This is a genomic window from Inquilinus ginsengisoli (genome assembly GCF_031453975.1).
Lineage (GTDB): Bacteria > Pseudomonadota > Alphaproteobacteria > DSM-16000 > Inquilinaceae > Inquilinus > Inquilinus ginsengisoli_A.
On the sequence record NZ_JAVDPW010000007.1, the window covers coordinates 1 to 18,242 of the forward strand.

At 62.9% G+C, this 18,242-nt stretch carries 18 protein-coding genes; 4 read left to right on the forward strand and 14 right to left on the reverse strand.

The annotated features are described in order from the left end of the window. Positions 1-591: 591 nt before the first annotated feature. From E9232_RS19615 to E9232_RS19640, 6 genes are all read right to left on the reverse strand, one after another. Positions 592-1,611, reverse strand: coding sequence for a nitrilase-related carbon-nitrogen hydrolase (locus E9232_RS19615; protein WP_309796618.1), 1,020 nt, complete (start codon positions 1,609-1,611; stop codon positions 592-594). A gap of 127 nt (positions 1,612-1,738) precedes the next feature. Beyond that, positions 1,739-2,077 carry a carboxymuconolactone decarboxylase family protein gene (locus tag E9232_RS19620; protein ID WP_309796619.1) on the reverse strand — a complete coding sequence of 113 codons (339 nt, stop codon included), beginning with the start codon at positions 2,075-2,077 and terminating at the stop codon, positions 1,739-1,741. 118 nt (positions 2,078-2,195) lie between these two features. Further along, on the reverse strand, positions 2,196-2,807 hold the full coding sequence (gene gstA / locus E9232_RS19625) for a glutathione transferase GstA (protein WP_309796621.1): 612 nt from the start codon (positions 2,805-2,807) through the stop codon (positions 2,196-2,198). Between the two features lie 82 nt (positions 2,808-2,889). Next, complete coding sequence (gene yghU / locus E9232_RS19630; protein WP_309796623.1) at positions 2,890-3,768, reverse strand: glutathione-dependent disulfide-bond oxidoreductase; 879 nt, start codon at positions 3,766-3,768, stop codon at positions 2,890-2,892. Positions 3,769-3,883: 115 nt separating this feature from the next. After that, positions 3,884-4,975, reverse strand: a complete 1,092-nt coding sequence (locus tag E9232_RS19635) for an alkene reductase (protein WP_309796625.1) — start codon at positions 4,973-4,975, stop codon at positions 3,884-3,886. A 134-nt stretch (positions 4,976-5,109) separates the two neighbouring features. After that, positions 5,110-6,198: an NADH:flavin oxidoreductase gene (locus E9232_RS19640; protein ID WP_309796627.1), complete on the reverse strand. Its 1,089-nt coding sequence runs from the start codon at positions 6,196-6,198 to the stop codon at positions 5,110-5,112. Between the two features lie 185 nt (positions 6,199-6,383). Between E9232_RS19640 and E9232_RS19645 the strand changes: the two genes are divergently transcribed. Then, a complete protein-coding gene (locus E9232_RS19645; protein ID WP_309797443.1) occupies positions 6,384-7,262 on the forward strand; it encodes a LysR family transcriptional regulator in 879 nt (292 codons plus the stop codon). Between the two features lie 368 nt (positions 7,263-7,630). Here the strand turns inward: E9232_RS19645 and E9232_RS19650 are convergent, their stop codons facing one another. Next, entirely contained in the window at positions 7,631-8,725 is a 1,095-nt protein-coding gene (locus E9232_RS19650) for an alkene reductase (protein ID WP_309796629.1), read from the reverse strand. A 644-nt stretch (positions 8,726-9,369) separates the two neighbouring features. On the opposite strand from E9232_RS19650, the gene E9232_RS19655 reads away from it, so the two are divergent. Continuing rightward, entirely contained in the window at positions 9,370-9,633 is a 264-nt protein-coding gene (locus E9232_RS19655) for a hypothetical protein (protein ID WP_309796631.1), read from the forward strand. Positions 9,634-9,751: 118 nt separating this feature from the next. Here E9232_RS19655 and E9232_RS19660 read toward each other — a convergent pair whose 3' ends face one another. From E9232_RS19660 to E9232_RS19670, 3 genes are all read right to left on the reverse strand, one after another. Beyond that, complete coding sequence (locus tag E9232_RS19660) at positions 9,752-10,117, reverse strand: hypothetical protein (RefSeq protein WP_309796633.1); 366 nt, start codon at positions 10,115-10,117, stop codon at positions 9,752-9,754. A gap of 133 nt (positions 10,118-10,250) precedes the next feature. Further along, a complete protein-coding gene (locus E9232_RS19665) occupies positions 10,251-10,745 on the reverse strand; it encodes a ribonuclease E inhibitor RraB (RefSeq protein ID WP_309796634.1) in 495 nt (164 codons plus the stop codon). A gap of 66 nt (positions 10,746-10,811) precedes the next feature. Further along, the gene (locus E9232_RS19670) at positions 10,812-11,159 is read right to left on the reverse strand and encodes a hypothetical protein (protein WP_309796636.1); all 348 of its coding nucleotides are present in this window, start codon (positions 11,157-11,159) and stop codon (positions 10,812-10,814) included. Between the two features lie 388 nt (positions 11,160-11,547). On the opposite strand from E9232_RS19670, the gene E9232_RS19675 reads away from it, so the two are divergent. Then, entirely contained in the window at positions 11,548-12,930 is a 1,383-nt protein-coding gene (locus E9232_RS19675; RefSeq protein ID WP_309796637.1) for an IS1182 family transposase, read from the forward strand. Positions 12,931-14,224: 1,294 nt separating this feature from the next. Here the strand turns inward: E9232_RS19675 and E9232_RS19680 are convergent. From E9232_RS19680 to E9232_RS19690, 3 genes are all read right to left on the reverse strand, one after another. After that, positions 14,225-14,716, reverse strand: a complete 492-nt coding sequence (locus E9232_RS19680) for a hypothetical protein (protein WP_309796639.1) — start codon at positions 14,714-14,716, stop codon at positions 14,225-14,227. 394 nt (positions 14,717-15,110) lie between these two features. After that, on the reverse strand, positions 15,111-16,100 hold the full coding sequence (locus E9232_RS19685) for an alpha/beta fold hydrolase (protein ID WP_309796640.1): 990 nt from the start codon (positions 16,098-16,100) through the stop codon (positions 15,111-15,113). Between the two features lie 50 nt (positions 16,101-16,150). Then, positions 16,151-16,873, reverse strand: coding sequence for an SDR family NAD(P)-dependent oxidoreductase (locus E9232_RS19690; protein WP_309796642.1), 723 nt, complete (start codon positions 16,871-16,873; stop codon positions 16,151-16,153). Positions 16,874-16,994: 121 nt separating this feature from the next. Here E9232_RS19690 and E9232_RS19695 point away from each other — a divergent pair, with 121 nt between their 5' ends. Next, on the forward strand, positions 16,995-17,621 hold the full coding sequence (locus E9232_RS19695; RefSeq protein WP_309796644.1) for a TetR/AcrR family transcriptional regulator: 627 nt from the start codon (positions 16,995-16,997) through the stop codon (positions 17,619-17,621). Positions 17,622-18,004: 383 nt separating this feature from the next. Here E9232_RS19695 and E9232_RS19700 read toward each other — a convergent pair whose 3' ends face one another. After that, entirely contained in the window at positions 18,005-18,205 is a 201-nt protein-coding gene (locus E9232_RS19700) for a hypothetical protein (RefSeq protein ID WP_309796645.1), read from the reverse strand. Positions 18,206-18,242: the final 37 nt, after the last annotated feature.

An 18,242-nucleotide genomic window follows, 5' to 3' on the forward strand; every position in this document is an offset into this window, starting at 1 on the left:
ATTGTCCTCGCCGACGTAGTCGTCCACGCAGTCCGGCAGTAGCGTGATCTGACGACGGTCCTGACCCTCGACGAAACGCTTCACGCCTACCCCCCCCCGCTCAGCCCTTGGGCAGCGTATCAGACCGCAGTCTTTTCACACGGCCTGTCCCCATTGCTGACGTTCAGAGGCCTTCCGAGCTTCTCCGAACCGGACATCCCTCAATCCCACGCCCAGCCGGAAGCGAACCGCCCTTACCGACGAGATAGCCAAGAGGCGTAGGCCTGCGCATGCGAGTAGCCAGCGTTGACCAGGCTGATCACGTCGGACTCGGACACGCTGTTGCAGCGGTGCCACATGCAGCCGCGGATCACGCAGGTTCTGTCGACGCGGACGTCGTCACAGTTGCCGACCCGAGCACCGTGGGCGGCCGCACGCCTCGATCCTGTGGCGCCGCCGGATCCGGCACCGATGTTGAAGAGGTCGAAGCCGAATTGGTGGGCCATTGCGGGGTCGATTGCGTGAGGGGTGGCAATCGCCCGTCCGTGGTGGCGATTGGGGAGTGATCGCACCACGCCCGACGCTGGGCGTGGTGCTCATGTCCTCCTCGGATCAGGCCTCGATTTGCAGCTGCACCACGTTGTCCGTCTCGCCGGTCTCGAGCGAGCGCGCCATGCCGGAGCGTCCCTGGACCGGGTCCTGCGGGGTGACCGCCGGCGAGGTGGCCGGGTTGGTCATCAGCAGCCGCAACAGTTCGGGGCGCGAGAAGTGGCCGACTGAGTCCATCAGGCGCTTGCGCCGCAGGTTCATCTCCAGATCGAGATCCGCGACGAGGATGCCCTCACCGGAGGTGAGCGGGGCAACGACGTGCTCGCCCTCGGGGTCGATGATCGCGGTGATGCTGCCGCCCCGGATCGCACCGGCGGCGCCGGTTTCCCCGGCGATCTGCGCGATCTGCTCGTCGCTGAGCCAGCCCGTCGCGTTGATGACGAAGCAGGCGCTTTCGAGCGCGTGGTTGCGGATCTGGACCTCAGTCTGATCGGCGAAAGTCTGGCCGAAGAGCGCCCCAGGGAACATCGAGACGTGGATGTCCTCGTGCTGCGCCATCAGCGCGTAGCGGGCGAGGGGATTGTAGTGCTCCCAGCAGATCAGGCCGCCGACACGTCCCACTGCGGTATCGACCACTTTCAGTGTGGAGCCGTCGCCCGTGCCCCAGATCATGCGCTCGTGATAGGCCGGCGAAAGCTTGCGGTGTTTGAGCTGGAGGGTGCCGTCCGCGTCGAAGATCAGCAGGCTGTTGTAGAGCGTCCCGTGATCCCGCTCGTTGATGCCGATCGATATGACGGCGTGGTGCCGGCGGGCGGCGGCGGAAAGCGCCTCTGTCACTGGACCCGGCGCGACGACCGCGTTCTTGTAGAGGCGGATATGCTCCTCGCCGATCAGCGCCGGGCCGTGGCAAATCGAGAAGTAGGGATACCAGGGCAGGAAGGTCTCGGGGAAGACGATGATCTCCGCGCCCTTCGAAGCTGCGTCTGCGACCGCGGCGAGCACGCGATCGAGGGTGCCGGCCAGCGCGTCGAGATCGGGAGCGATCTGGACCGCGGCGGCGCGGATCGTGCGGAACTCTGTCATTGTTGGGCTTCCTTGCGAAGCGGAGAAGGTCGTTCGACGACGATGGGTGCCGGAGGGCGGGATCGCCCGCCCTCCGGTCGTCATCTCGACGGACCGCGTGAACGGTCGTGCGGTGTCGTCAGCGCGCTTACGCGCCCGGGGCGGCGTCGAAGGCCTCGAGGGCTCGCGACGAGTAGACGAGGGCGGCGCCGGCATTCATGGCGACCGCGACGCCGAGTGCCTCGGCCAGCTCTTCGCGGGTCGCGCCAGCTTTCACGGCCTCGTTGCTGTGGATCGAGATGCAGCCGTCGCAACGGGTGGTGACGGCGACGGCGAGCGAGATCAGCTGGCGCGTCTTCTCGTCGAGGCGTCCGGTCTTGCTGCCGGCGCCCGAGGCGGTCATGTAGCCCTTGACGGTGTCGGGCGTCAGCGCCGACAGCTTGCCGACATTGCCCAGCAGATGGGTGCGATTTTCATTCCAGTCCATTTCGAACTCCTTGGATTTTTCGCCGGCTCGGCGGTGGGGACGGGGTGGATTTGCGACCGGGGTGATTGCCGCCGCCGGCGCGGTTTTCGAGGCGGTGATGCGCGGCCTGTCCGCGGATTCAGCGCGGCGGTAGGCCCTCGGCTTCTCGGGCCGCCTGGACGCTGGGCCGCTGGTCCATGCGCTGCATGAACTTCTCGATCGCGACGTATCCGGACATATCGATACCGACGCGAACGGGCCAGCACAGCACGTTGTAGAGATAGGCGTCGGGGGCCGAGAACTCGCTTCCGAGCAGGTAGTCGTTGCGCGAGAGGTGGTCCTCGATGATCGCGAAGCGGCGGGCAAGGAACCCGTCGGCGAAGCGCGATTTCGACGCGTCGTCGACGAACGGAGAGAACATCGTCGCCATGCCCTTGTGCAGATCCGTCGCGACGACGTTGATCCACTCGAGCGCCCGGTACCGCTCCATGGTGCCGAAGGCCGGGAGCAAGCCGTGAGCGGGGTTCTGATCCGCAATCCACTGCAGGATCACCGCGCCTTCGGTGACGACCTCGCCGTTGTCCAGCTGCAGCGCCGGCACGAAGCCCTTCGGCGTCACCTTGAGGTAGTCGCCCTCGGCGGTGGTCTTGGTGGCGAAGTCGACCTTCACCAGGTCGAAGGTCATCCCGGCCTCCCGCAGCACGATCTGCGGGGAGAGCCCGCAGGAACCGAAGGCGTAGTAGAGTTTCATCGTGTTCTCCGTGACTTCAGGCGCGCAGGCGGGTCCGCCGCGGTCGGTTGGCTGGCGTTGGTTCAGGATCGACGGCGAGGATTCAGCTTCCGGCCGACTGCAGAGCTGCATCGATGTCGGTGGCGTCGTGGCGCTCGAGCAGGAACTCGCCCGGATGGCCGGACGTCCGGTTGACGATGCGGCCGCGCTTCACGGCCGGCCGCGCGGCGATCGCCCGGAACCAGCGCATCAGGTGCGTATATTCCTCGACGTTCAGGAACTCGTGGGTGTTGTAGACGCCGAACAGGCTGCCGGGCTGCCACGGCCACACCGCTATGTCGGCGATTGTGTATTCGTCACCGGCGAGGAACTCGTTCTTGGCCAGATGCGTGTCGAGGACGTGCAACTGGCGCTTCGTCTCCATCGCGTAGCGGTCGATCGCGTATTCGATCTTGAGCGGCGCGTAGGCGTAGAAGTGGCCGAGGCCGCCGCCGACGAACGGCGCGGTCCCCATCTGCCACATCAACCAGTTGAACGTCCTGGTCCGCGCGCGCGGCTCGGTCGGCAGGAACGCGCCGAACTTCTCGGCGAGGTAGACGAGGATCGAGCCGCTCTCGAACACGGGCGTGACGGGATCCGTGGAATGGTCCACCAGCGCCGGGATTTTCGAGTTGGGATTGATCTCGGTGAAGCCGCTGCCGAACTGGTCGCCCTTGAAGATGTCGATCAGCCAGGCGTCATACTCGGCACCCGCGTGTCCCACTGCCAGCAACTCCTCTAGCAGGATCGTGACCTTCTGCCCGTTGGGCGTCCCCTGGGAGTAGAGCTGCATCGGGTGGCTGCCGACCGGCAGCTCCTTCTCGAAGGTGGCGCCGGACACCGGCCGGTTGCTGCTGCCGAACGTGCCGCCATAGGCCGTCTTCTGGCTCCAGACCTTGGGTGGCACGTATCCGGCCGGCTGGTTCTCAAGGGTGTCGGTCATGGGTCGCTCCTTGCATCCTGGGTATCGGGGATGCCCGTATTGGGTATTGGCGAAAGGGTTGGTTTGAAGGATGGAGGACGCCGTGGCGGCGAGGGGCAGCCAGGGCGTCCAGCCGTCAGGCGACGGCTATCTCGTCATCCAGCGCCGGATAGTCGGTGTAGCCCTCGGCGCCCTGGGTATAGAGGGTCTCCTCGCGCGTCGGATTCAGCGGCGCACGGTCCTGCAGACGCCGGACCAGGTCCGGGTTCGCCAGGAACGGCCTTCCGAAGCTGATCGCATCGGCGAGCCCGCTGTCGAGGTCTGCCTGGGCGCGAGCGAGGTCATAGTCGCTGTTCAGCACCAGCGCGCCCCTGAAGTAGGGCCGCATCATCGGCGACTGGCGCGGCACGTCGGTAGAGACGAAGGTGCCCTTGGGGCTCGCCTCCTTCAGTTCGAGAAACGCGATCCCGATGGAGTCCAGGGCTGCCGCAACCGCCTCGAAGAGCGGCGTCGGATCGCTGTCGTCGACGCCATAGGTTTCGCCGTTCGGAGACAGGCGGACGGAGGTGCGGTCCGCCCCGATCGCGTCGGCCGTGGCCTGCGTCACTTCCACGAGCAGGCGCAGCCGGTTTGCGATGCTGCCGCCATACGCGTCCGTACGGAAGTTGCTGTTGTCACGCAGGAACTGGTCGATCAGCTGGCCGTTCGCGGCGTGGATCTGGACCCCGTCGAAGCCGACGGAGATCGCCTGATGTGATGCGTGGACGTAGTCCGCGATGATGCCGGGGATCTCCTCGAGTTCCAACGGGCGAGCGATCTCGTAGGGCTTCTTGCCATGATAGGTGTAGGCGTCACCCGGGGTGGCGGTCGCGCTGGACGACACCGGCTGCTCGCCGGTCAGCGCCGAATGGGTCATGCGGCCCATGTGCCAGAGCTGCGCGACGATCCGTCCGCCCTTGTCGTGGACGGCCTTGGTCACCGGCTTCCACGCCTCGACCTGTTCGTCGCTCCAGATCCCCGGCGCGTAGGGCCATCCGAGGCCCTGGCGCGAGAGGCCTATTGCCTCGCTGATGAGCAGGCCGGCCGAGGCGCGCTGCGCATAGTACTCGGCCATCATGGCGGTCGGGACGTGCTCGCGGGTCGCGCGGCCCCGGGTCATCGGCGCCATCATGATGCGGTTGGGGATCGTCAGCGCGCCGAGCGCGAGGGTGTCGAAGAGCGTCGGCATGTGAACTCCTTCACGGCTGGCCCGGATGCCGGGCGTCACCCAAGCAAATAATCGGTGGCCGACGGCGGATAAACGGGCCGTGTTTCCGAATATTGCGGAATGAAATGATTTCATCGAGGTTTGCGGAGCGGCACTTACGGGCTCGCCGGATCCAGGAAGTACGGCCACCCCCGCAGGTGGGTGACGAAGCGCTCGCTCAGGCCGCCCGCGCGCAGGAAGTCCGCCGACACCGGGAACGTCGGACTCCGGTGATCCGGATTGGCCTTCACCCGCATCGGGAAGTCCCGTTCGAGGATACCCGCGCGACCGATCATCACGAGGTCGCAACCCTCGTCGAGCAGTTCCACACAGCGCTGGGCGCTGTAGATCTTGCCGGCGGCTCCGATGCGCACGCCACCTCGCGGGAGTTCGGTGAAGACGCTGAGAATGGACTTGCCCTTGAACGTCCCGTCCTGGACGACTTGGTTGGAGTCCCACAGCGCGAGGTCGAGATAGTCGATCAGCTCGCGGCGAAGGATCTCCCCGGTGATCTCGCGCAGCTCGTCGAGGAGCAGTCCGTAGCGCTCGACTGACAGACGCCAGCCTATCTGGAAGTCCGGTCGACATTCCCGGCGGATCCCCTCGAGGACTTCGATGGTGAGACGGGCGCGGTTCTCGACGCTGCCGCCATACCTGTCGGTCCGGTCGTTCAGCAGGGGCGACATGAACTCGGACAGAATCCATCCGAACGCGCCGTGCGCCGCGACGCCATCGAAACCAGCCACCTCGGCCCGCTTGGCGGCGGCGATGAAGCTGTCGCGTATCCGCTCCACCTCTTCGGTGGTGAGCGCTTGGACTCCGGGCACCGTCCAGCCGGAGGCGGGGGATGGGATGCCACCCAGCGTCGGATTGGCGCGGTGTCCGGCGTGATGCAGCTGCACAGCCGACAGGCCGCCCCCCCGGCGGATCGAGTTGGCCAGTTCGGTCAGCCCCGGCAGGTGGGCATCGTCGTGGATGCCCACCTGCCGGGCGAACGCGATGCCGTCGGCCTCCACGGTTGAGGCGCCAGTGGTGATCAGGGCGTATCCGCCGTGCGCGAGCTGGCGGATCCACTCCCTGTCGAACTCGGAGACGGTGCCGTCGTCCATGCTCTGCTGGTTCGTGAGCGGTGCAAGCATGAAACGGTTGCGCATCGGCGGGCCGTGCAGAAGCGTGAGTGGCTTGAACAGGTCTGAAATGGGCATCGGGAAAGCTCCAGGCGCGGCCAATGGCCATGCTCGGTCGCGGGTTTGATCATTCGCCGCAGCGTCGGTGCGCTCAGCGAGCGTCTCTTGATAACGGAGCTGAATTAGGCGATAAACACGCCGCTTTTCCGAACATTGCGGACTGTTGGTATTTTATGGGTATTCGGATCGAGAGCGTGAGCGCGATGTCTGCCTTCGTACAGGCGGCGGAGCTGCGGAGCTTCAAGCTGGCGGGCCAGCAGTTCGGGCTATCGTCGTCCGCGATAGGGAAGACCATCGCGAAGCTGGAGGATCAGCTCGGGATCAGGCTGTTCCACCGCTCGACCCGGGCGATCCGGCTGACGCCGGAGGGGGAGATGTTCCTCGACCGCTGCCGGCACATCCTGTGCGAGCTGGAGGCCGCGGAGGCCGAACTCGCCCAGGCGACCGCGTTCCCCCGCGGGCGGCTACGCGTCGGCGTGCCGTTCACCGGGGAACTCCTCACGCCGCTGTTCGCGGAGTTCACGGCCAGGTACCCGGAGGTCGAACTCGATCTCGACTACAATGACCGGCTGGTGGACGTGATTGAGGACGGCTTCGACGCGGTCATCCGCTCGGGTGAGGTGAGCGACAGCCGACTGATGCACGTGAAGCTGGGTGACTTCACGTCCCGCATGGTCGCTTCCCCCGGCTATATCGAAAGCGCAGGAGAACCCCGGAAGCCGGCGGATCTGGTGAACCACCGCCTGCTGCATCACCGTTTCTACGAAACGGGAAAGCTCGGTAGCTGGGGCCCGGCCGTCCCCGAGGGCACCATCCTTCCAGTGGTGCTGTCGGCGACCTCGCTCGAGCCGCTGGTCCGGCTGGCAGAGGCGGGGTGTGGAATCGCCTCGCTGCCCTACTTCACGGTCGCGGGTGGTCTTCGGTCAGGCATTCTGCGCGAGGTGCTGCCGGGGTCCGAGAAGATCAGCCGCGCGCTGCGCCTCCTGTGGCCCCGGAGTAAGACCCCGCTGCCGAAGCTCTCGGCATTCGTGAAGTTTATGACGGAGTCGATGAAGAGCGCGCTGGACGAGGGCCGCGATTGAGCTAGCGATCGTCCGGCATCTCTGCATGTTCAGGCGGCCCTGCAGGGGCGGGGCGCCCGGTGTCGGCCAACGGGTTGACCTGCACCCTCTCGAACCATGCGGTCCCGCTGGCCTACATGTCCGTTCAGTGTCGGGTCTGGCGGACCGGATCCTGAGGTAGACGGGTCATCCCGGCGCGGCCGTGGGGTGGGCTTCGATGCATGGGGAGGGTTTGCATCGCGTCGGTCGCGCCGGGATGACGGGCACCCTGGTGCCTCTTTGCTTTGACTTGCCGGGACAGGGACCCGGTCCTCTGCCTCGACGGACGGGTCGGGCCTTGCGGGGGCAGGGCTCAGGCTCGGCTGCATGCCGAGCCGGAATTCGTCGGGTCAGGCGACCGCCTTCATCTCGTCCCGCGTCGGATAGTCGAGGTACCCCTCCTCGCCTTGGGTATAGAAGTGCTCCGTCCGAGGCAGATTCAGCGGCGTGCCGTCGCGCAGCCGCTCGACCAGGTCGGGGTTGGCGATGAACGGCCGCCCGAAGCTGATCGCATCCGCCAGTCCACTGCCGAGGTCGGCCTGGGCCCGCTCCAGGTCATAGTTGTTGTTGAGCACCAGCGGACCTTTGAAGTGCGGACGGATCATGGGCGACTGGCGCGGGACGTCGGTCTCGCCGAATGCGCCGCCGCCGGCACCGGTCTCGCGAAGTTCCAGATAGGCGATGCCGAGTCCGTCGAGCATCTTCGCCGCCGCGACGAACAGCGGCGTCGGGTCGCTGTCGTCCACGCCCCAGGTCTTGCCGTTGGGGGACAGGCGGACGGAAGTCCGATCCGCGCCGGCGACAGCGATCGCGGCACGCGTCACCTCCTTCAGCAGGCGGACGCGATTGTCGATGCTTCCGCCGTAGTCATCCGTCCGAAGGTTGCAGTTGTCGCGCAGGAACTGGTCGAGAAGCATGCCATTGGCGGCGTGGATCTGGACGCCATCGAAGCCCGCCGCAATCGCGTTCCGCGCCGCGCGGCCGAAGTCGGCGACGAGACCCGGGATCTCCTCCGCCTCCAGCGGGCGTGAGCATTCAGAGGGCTTGGGCCCATCGTATGTCCAGGCGTCGACCGGCGCGACGGTCGCGCTGGCCGAGACCGGCTGCTCGCCGATCACTTCGGAATGGCCCGCGCGCCCGTTGTGCGCCAGCTGCGCGATGATCCGTCCGCCGCGGGCATGCACTGCTTTCGTCACGGCCTCCCAGGCTTCCACCTGGTCCACGCGCCAGAGTCCCGGCGTGTAGGTGAAGCCGGCACCTTGCTGCGAGACAGCGGTCGCCTCACTGGTGATGAGCCCCGCCGAGGCACGCTGCGCATAGTACTCGACCATCATGGCCGTCGGCACATGCGCGCGCGTCGAGCGGCTGCGAGTCAGCGCCGCCATGATGGCGCGGTTGGGGATGGTGATCGCGCCAAGCGCGAGGGGTTCGAAAAGCGTCGGCATACAGGCTCCGTCGTCACAGTCGCCACGTTCGGGTCGATGACGTTCCAGATAATGGAGGCTGTCAGTGCGATAAACTGGCCGCTTTTCCGAACATTGCGGACCAATATGACTTCATGGTTATCCCACAGCAGGTGCCGTTGCGAAGGACGAGAGGGTCTGACGTTCAGAGCAAGGTATTTGACCATATGCCCGCCGCACGATTGGCGGCGATGACGCTTTCATCATATGCGATGAGAATGCGGAGATTGCTGCGATCGAATTAGTTCATGTGTCCACCCTCTTTATTGTGCCTCGGACCCAAAATAGAACGGGCATCTCGCGTAGATGCCGCATACTTCGGTAATTCGCTTTGGGGCGCGTCCGGCAATGTCCGCGTCGTAGAGCCTGCTGGGACGGCCGCTTTCAGGTGCGCTCTCCAAGGTCGGGGCCGACCGAGAGGGGCTGGACTCTGTAGTTCGAGCGGTGTCCGGTATCGGGGCGCCAACGCGACTTCCGTTTTTGGCGCGCCTCTGCCTCGCCGCGGCGGCGGCATCGGGCGGAAAGCGGAAATCCGGGATGCTCGAGGACTAGGCGGCCTATCGGCCTCGCATCACGGCAGATCCCGCGCTACTCTCGCGGTAGATTAAGCTCTGAGCGGACGCCCCATGTCAGATCAGGCCGAAAATGCGCGGGCGATACTCTTTGCTCGCATACTCGCACACGAACTGGTCAAGGCTGGCCTCGATCAGCAGCGTCTTAGCGAGAATATCGATCCCCACTACATCGCCGAGCTCGAAAGGATCGTAGCTCAGCTAGACGACGAGATGTCAGCCGCAAGGAACGTCTGGCACCGCCATTCGGGGATTCCGCAGATGATCACAGCTGCGCGGGAGCGGATCGCCAACGACGAGGTCGAACCGACTCCATAGGCCGCGGCTACGCTGAATACAGGTCGAACGCTGGCAACACCTCCGGAGCGGCAGCTACGGGTCTTGGGCGGGTGAAATTGGATGGACACCCGGACCTTCCGACGCATAGGGATCGGAACTATGCCTGTCGAGGGCGCGGGCGGATCGGGCCGAAGTTCAGATGCTCGAAATCTAGTCCACTGGTGCTCTCATCGTAGGAGTAGCCCTCCAGCTGGTGCAACCGGCCGTCCTTGAGCCAGAGAAGGAAGCCCATGCCGTGAGCAAGGCCCTGGACGGCCGCCTCCACGTCTCCGAGCGGCGAGGCTGCTCCTATGATCGGAGGTCCGGATAACACTTCGAAGGTGGCGTAGAAGCCGGCCCCCGTATTCTCTCGCGTCAGGATACGCATGCCATCCTGTTGAAGCGCAATAGCCTCAGCGATCGAGGGCTCCTGCCGGGCAATTGCGCGGAGCACTGCCTGCTCCAGTTCAGATAGCGAGTTCATTTGCGCAAGGCTATCCCGAGCCTCCATGCGCGACAAGGTCCGCTTTAGGGTCGAATCCGGCCCTTCGCGCCTGGGCTGTCGAACGTCCGCGAAGGGCGGCAAGCAAACCTTTTGATCCAACAACTTTCTCCGCCTACTTTGGGATCGCTGTTCCCCAGCCGTCGAACACGCACCCGTTGCCACGCTTGCCGGCAAGGATCATCCAGATTACCCATTGATCAAGGATCTCAAGAGAAATTTTGGTCATCTGAGTCGAACCAAGGACGAGCCAATTCCCGTCCCGGGATGATCCCGCCGGCTGAGATTCGAGGTTATAGTCTGTCTCTTCTTTCAGCAGCGAGATCAACCCGTCGGCTGTTTCCTTATTTGGCGCCACAAAAGTGAAATCTAGTTCGAGATTTATTTGCTCCGTCACTCCTCTCGCAAGCAACAGCTTCCATGTTTGAGCATTCATCGCAAGTTGCTTGGCGGCGATCGCGTCGTAGTCCGGTTTATCCATTTGCGAGTGCACCTCATTCGATTCTCTTGAATATGTTGTTGGTGGATCGGATAGGGAATCGCCCTGGCTGGGGTCCGCGGCGATCAGAATTGCAACGCAAGACCCAAACCAAAATACAACCTTCGTCATGATGACCCCATAACGATGACCACTTAGGGTGGAGAACGGTTATTTCTCACTGCGCCGCGGCGATACCTAAAGAAGATCATGCAACATCTCGCCACGATCATCGTTAAGTATAATATCTTGAGAATCTAGACAGTAGTGAAGCCGGAGAGTGCCTTTCTTTGGACCATTTTCAATTTGTCTAACTCCATCCAGCACACATAAAAAGCCGAAGACTGCCAAATTGGTTGCTAGATCGATGACCTGCTCCAGGTTATTCCGATCTTGAGGAGCGAGCTGATTGAACCAAGCTGATAGGCCAAGCAGATTCTCATCTGGTTTCCGGCCGGGCGGCCGTGCCAGCTGCGAAATAGTGCCTGTCACAGCAGCATCCTTAACTGCCAGCCGGACCGCATCGACAAAACCCTGCCTATCCAAGAATCGTCTCCGAACCTCGTCAGGAAGCTACCCTGGCACGACCAACCTGTCGCATCATAGCCACCGATGTTCGCAGGGTCCGTCCTAAGACCGCTAAGGGTCGAATGCGGTCTTTCGCACCCGGCTTGGCGAATGTCCGCGAAGGGCGGATTCCGTTGAAAAAGTCGGAACGCCTATTCTGCGAGCAACAAAGAGGCCGAGATCGAGCTTCGGATAAACCAAAGGATACCCAGCATCGATCTGATCGGCAGCAATCTTGCTCGAATTTGCACCTCAAGTACTCGTTGGGGACTTTTTCAACGATATCGGCGGATTGCGTTGAAAAAGTCGTCATTGCTGGCGGTGAGAAGTCCTGATTCAGTCCTCCTGGGCAGGGGAGGACGCGGCGATGATGGGCGAGCGGACGGTGATGCAGGAGGCGCTGTTCTACGAGTTCAACCTCGAGCGCCACGTGCCGGCCGATCACCTGCTCCGCTCGATCGACCGGTTCGTCGACCTGTCACGGCTCCGCGCCCATCTGCGACCATTCTGCAGCGAGATCGGGCGGCCTTCGGTCAATCCGGAGCTGATGATCCGGATGCTGCTCATCGGGTACTGCTTGGGCATCCGCTCGGAGCGCCGGCTGTGCGAGGAGGTGCATCTGAACCTCGCCTATCGCTGGTTCTGCCGGCTCGGCCTGGAGGCCGCTGTCCCGGACCATTCGACCTTCTCGAAGAACCGTCACGGCCGCTTCCGCGACAGCGATCTGCTGCGCGAGCTGTTCGAGACGACGGTGCGGCGCTGCATCGAGGCCGGGCTGGTCGGCGGCAACAGCTTCGCCGCCGACGCCAGCCTGATCCGGGCGGACGCCAACAAGCAGCGCTCGGCGGAGGGATCGGAGACGGTCGACTGGGAGGCGATGGCGGCGACCCGCCGCTCGGTCCGGGAATATCTCGACACGCTGGACGAGGCGGCCTGGGGCGCCGCCAGCGAGGTTCAGCCCAAATTCGTCTCGCGGTCGGATCCGGCCGCGCAGTGGACGGGAGCGCTGAAGGGCAACGCCTTCTTCGCCTATGCCACCAACTATCTGATCGACCTCGACCACGCCGTCATCGTCGATGTCGAGGCGAGCCGTGCCATCCGCCAGGCGGAGGTCGGCGCTGCCCGCACCATGATCGACCGCACCCGGGACCGCTTCGGTCTCTACCCCGAGCGACTGGCCGCCGACAGCGCCTATGGTTCGGCTGAGATGCTCAACTGGCTGGTCCATGAGCGCGGGATCGAGCCTCACATCCCGGTCTTCGACAGATCCGAGCGCAGCGACGGCACCTTCGAGAGGGCAGACTTCACCTACGATCACCAGGCCGATGCCTACATCTGTCCGGCCGGGAAGCCACTCAGGCCGCGCCAGGTCGTCTATCGGACGCCGCGCCCGCTCGTCGACGCGAACGGCATGATCCGCTATCGCGCCAGCAAGCTGGACTGCGAAGCCTGCGCGCTGGAGCCGCGCTGCTGTCCGAACACGCCTGCCCGCAAGGTCCCGCGCTCGGTCCACGAAGGCGCTCGCGACATGGCCCGCGACATCGCCGCCACCGACGCCTATGCCACTTCCTGCCGCGAGCGGAAGAAGATCGAGATGCTGTTCGCCCACCTCAAACGCATCCTCAAGCTCGACAGGTTGCGTCTGCGCGGACCGAACGGCGCCCGCGACGAATTCCACCTCGCCGCTGCCGCCCAGAACCTCCGAAAGCTCGCCAAGCTCATCCCGATGCCGACGCCCATGCCGGCCTGAGAGCCCTCAGGCCCCCACGCTTCCTAGTCACCGTCGCACCAACAGCTGTCCGCTGCCGACTTCTTCAACACAATCGGCGGTAAGCGGCCATCCCTCCCAGACCCCGAAGCGGAGAGGGCCGCACGCGACCCAAAGCGGTCAGAGGTGCCACGCCCCCCTGGTCGGTCCAGATTCGGCTCTTCTCGGCCGGCTCGGCCGGCTACCGGGTGCTCGAAACCGACCATCGCGCTTAGCCCCGGTGAGCGGACATGGCCGCATTCGACCCGCAGGCGACAGTCTACAACGTACGCAGACTGATGATGCCATTGGACGGTCTTTAGCTTGGAGAGCATTTTCCGTATTGGGTCCAGGAATTGTTTCCACCAGCAAATGTGCGTACAATAAATGATGACGAAAACACTAAACTGTATGAATTCCATATTTCACCAAATCGCCTGGTGACAAAGCTGAATCTAGGAAAATTATTAACATTAGGATGTTTCGGTCTGTTATCTGCAATCACGATATTTTCTACTGCATGCTCCGGCCACTCCCCGTCAACGTCATATTCTACAGTCATTTTTTTTAGATCTATTATGTATTTGTCAATACTGTTGTTGTGTATGTTCTTATTTATTTTAGTTCCATTGTATTCTGTGTAAAATCCAGCATTCTCCATGCATGTCCAATGACTTTTAGTTCGCCATTCAACGGGAACTGTGCTCCAATTTTCCGCGGTGATCACATTTTGATTTGACGTTGCGCCCGAACAAGCGCCCAGCAGAGAGAAACCTAGAAGCATCCAAAATATTTTTGCCGACATATCAACCTCCTCTATCCAACTTATTGTGCCTGTGCATCGTGGAAACGTCGAGGCAGCACGCGTCAAGCATTCCAACACTTACAAACTTGGCCGCACTTGGCTGACCCTCTCCGCCCATCTCAGTCGGCCTGATCGTACGGAGCGCGCCGGAAGCCGCCGCGGAGCCAGCCTTTCTCTGGCACTCTCGCCCTGGCCGGCGGAACCGGAAGCGATGATGATCCGATTTTTCCGCGGGCCCGTCCGCTTGGGGTCGAATCCGGCCCTTCGCGCTTGGGCGGTCGAACGTCCGCGAAGGGCGGAAAGCGAACAGTCGAACTGTCTTGCAGAAGCGGCAGAATCTCAGGCTAGCCGCTATTCCAATATCGGCATTCACGATTTTGGCTGGATGCGATCCCGCGTTGACCAACGTGGGGCCAGGGGGGCGCCAAAGCTGGATATCACCCCGCGTCGCTCCAACGACCTGCCGATAAACCTCCGCCGCCTCGACCCGCATCAGTTGATTTTGCAGTTTCCCATATCGATAACCTCGTCCAGCCAGGAAACAACCCTCACCGGGATTTCGTATTTTTGCCCATCGACTATCATGGACGTGTAATCAACATTTAGATAAGGCGCTCCAAAATACATTTCGTGAATAATCTTGTTTTTTGAGAAAAAGACGAACCCCCAAAACAGATCTCGATCTTTCGTCGCAAGTTTGTTACGTGACTCCTTTATACGGCCCAGCAGTTGGGAAATCCCAGACGCGGATGCTGATATTTGGCATGACTGATCTGCAATCTCCCGGAGCGCCTCCGGTTCCGCCGGGATAGCTATAGTGGTCCCATAGTCGCGTCTAAATATCGCCAATTGCGCGTCGGATATATTTTTCAGATCTGATTCGATCTTATCTATATTTTGGACAATAACGGCCGTCTCAGTGGGCTTCTGATTTGACATGCAGCCGGCGACCAGGCCAGCCACCAGCCAGATAAAACGCTTCATAGCACCCCCGTTTAATGGTCTCACTATAGCGGAGTTAAACAGGCCGGATAGGGTCGAATCCGGTCATGTCCGCTTTGGAGAATCGCGAGCGATGTCCGGATATGGCGCTATCCAGCCTGGTTGAAAGGCATCGCTCCGCATTACCCGATCCCTGTCGATCGCCCGATTGGCCAAGCGCCTTATGGCCCACACAGGCGTCAGTCTGGAGGAATGTTTGATAGGATTCGGTGATCGCGATTGGATACGACAGGCGCCACAGCCCTGCTATGCCGCCTGGTCGTGATCGTGAGCGGATCCCGTCCGGGAGCGGCTCAGGGGCCGCTGCCCCCTGGAAATGCTGATGTCCACAGGGGGCGACGAGACAGGAATTGGACGGACAGCCACCGCGCCTGGGCTACAGCGCTCGACCGAGGAAATCATGCACCCAGCTGGCGATTTCTTCGCCGTTGTCGGCCAAGGCGCAATGACCGGTGTCGAGCATGTGAATCTCTGCGTTCGGCACCACCTCGCGATACCGCTGCTGATTTTCACCCGCGAATAGAATGTCGTTCTTGCCGCTCACAACCAGCGTCGGCGGCTTACGCGCTTGCAGGTAGTCCTGAGCATTCTCGAGGACTGGACCGTTGGTGCGGATGTCGTAGAGGAGGTCGAGCGAGGCGTCTCCTGCGCCCGGACGTTGCAGCGAGGCGTATTCCGACTGCCATTGTTCCGGGTCGAGCAGCGATGTATCGCGCACACCGGTAACGTACAGGCCGCGGACCACATCGAGGGTGAGATAGTGCTCCCCCGCTTTCCGACGGCTCTCGTCTGTTCCGTCCTTCCAATACGGCACGATCGGCCCGAACCAGGGGCTTTCGGCAAAGAACAGTGGATTGTTTTGCGCGATCAGCGCTTTAAGCCGATTTGGCGACTTCAGCATCACCCGATAACCGACCAGACCGCCGAAATCCGTCGCGTACAAGGCGAATTGTCGGATGCCGACCTTGTCGACGAACCTGCCGATGATCTCGCCCAGGGCGTCGAAAGTATAGGGGGCGTGCGAGCGGTCGGGCGTGTCGCTGTTGCCGAAACCCGGATAGTCCGGGGCAAAGACATGATAGTCCGTCGACAGGTCACGGATGAGATCGCGAAACATCGCCGATGACGACGGCCAGCCGTGGAGCATCAGCACGACCGGGGCGCCGGGTGCCCCGGCTTCGCGGTAGGAGACGGAAAGTCCGTCGATGTCCACGGTCCGGTAGTGGGTCGGAACAGCCGGATGTCCGGAGAGGGACGATTTGCTGTTCGGCAGAGTGGTCTTGGCTTTGGCCGACACTGTGCCGGACGCAATCATGGCGGCAGAGCCGGCGAGGAAACTCGCCGCGAAGGAACGACGGGTGTGCATGGAGGGGTTGTCCTGCAGGTTGGAGTGAGGGAGGCGATGTAGCCAGACCGTCAGCCGCCGAGATGCAGTGCGACGTGTTCCAGCTTCCGGTTGTCGGTCGACCACAGCTGCTCGACCTGCTGCGCCATGGGATCGGGGAAGATGTAGGTCTGCCCCTCGGCAATGGCCCGCACGATGCGGATGGCGGCGTGGTCCGGGGTGACCTTCGGATAGGGCACCGGTTTGGCCAGATCCGTCTCGATCGGCCCGGGATAGATGCCGATGACGGTGATGTTGTCTTTCTCCAGGGTGCCGCGGAGGGATTGCGTGAGGGAATGCACCGCCGCCTTGGAGGCCGAATAGCCGGCCATCAGAGGCACCGCCGACAGGCCGACGACGCTGCTCACATTCGCGATCGTGCCGGATTTGCGGGCGACAAACTGCGGGGTGAAGGCACGCAGGACCCGGAGGGTGCCGAAGTAGTTGGTCCGCATGTCGTCTTCGAAGGTCTCCAGGCGGCTGCTGATGTAATCGCCGAAGGCCAGCGTCCCGGCGTTGTTGACGAGAACATCGATATCCCCCGCCAGCTGGGCTGCCGCAGTCACCGACGCATCGCTGGTGATGTCGAGCTGCAGCGGCACCACCCGCGGGTCCGGCAATGCCTGCAGCGACGTCACATCGCGAGCGGTGGCGTAGATCTTCGCCACGCCGGCCTTCAGCATTTCCCGCACGATGGCTGCGCCGATACCGCGACTGGCGCCCGTCACCAGGACGACTTGGTTTGAAAGGGGCATGGCCTTCTCCCGAAGATCTTGATTCCGGCGCTTTCAGCACAGAGGTAAACGGAGTCGTTTACCTGAGGGGTGTGTAAACGGAGTCGTTTACCTGGTCAATCGGGTTCGCTATGACCAGGGAATGGACAGCGGCGGGGACATGGTGATGGGCCAGGACGGCGAGATCGAAGGCAAGAAGGTCGAAATCGTGAAACACGCCTTCGACCGGTTCTACGCGGGCGGCTTTCAGGCGACGGGAATGGAAGCCGCCTTGGCCGGCAGCGGCATATCCAAACGAACGCTGTATAAGTATTTCCCGTCGAAGGAGGATCTGATCGCGGCCGTGCTGCAGCTCTACAGCAAGGTCGTCGTGGATGAGCTCTTCGGCCCGGTCGCGGACATCGCCGATCCGTGCGATCAGATCGTCGATTTCTTCGACGTCCGAAAGACGACCGGCCGCATGCTGACACGCGGTTGCCTGGGACTGAAGGCGGCGCAGGATTATGTCGGCAAGCATGACGGCATCGTCGAGCTCGGGATCAGCGCGAACTCACGCGGCGAGGCGAAATTCCTCGAACTGTGCCAGCGGGCGGGCTTTGCCGAGCCCGAGCGGCTCGCCAAGCAGCTCAACCTGATTCTTCAGGGGGCCCTGGCGCTTGCGCATGCGTCGGGTGACACGGCGCCGTTCCTGTTGGCGAAGGATGTGGCGTCGACCCTTCTGGAAAAGGCCGTCGGCGCCCGCCGCAAGAAGGCAAGATCAAAGCACTGACCCGCCGGAATTTGCGCCGACAGAAAATATAAAACGTCTGGCGTCTGCATGCTCAGCAAATCATAAACGATTGGCCTGCGGCACCCGCGCCATCAAGGACCCGGCCCGCCGGGCCCAGGCGATCGGCACCATCGGGAAGAGCGGGATTGTTTGCGGGATCTACTGCATCGCCAACCCTCCGGCCCTTCCGGTGCGCCTTGACCCAGGCCCATCCCGCTCCGGCCGTCATTTGTGGGTTCCATCGGCTCTGTGGTCGCCACTCACGCACCGGGGGGACGCGATGAGGATCTAGAGCATACCGTCGTCGCCGGTCTGGCGCTGGTTGCGGCGATCCTAGTCTTCCGACCCGATCTCCGGGGCCGGACTCGGCCGACCCGAACGATTCAGCGGCCATAGTCCAGCCGGTGGATGCAACAGGCACCACCTTCACGGTCGGCCGCTGCGTGCCGGGCGCCGTCGGTTCCCTGAGGAACGCCGACTTCAGAGGAATATTCCGGCAACGCCACCGTCACGGTGCCGACCTGCCCCGGTCGATCGAGCGCCCTTACCATCGGCCTCGCCGCCATCGCCATGGCGGCCGTCAACGCTGATCATCCTCCGCCGCCGCAACAGAAGAGATCG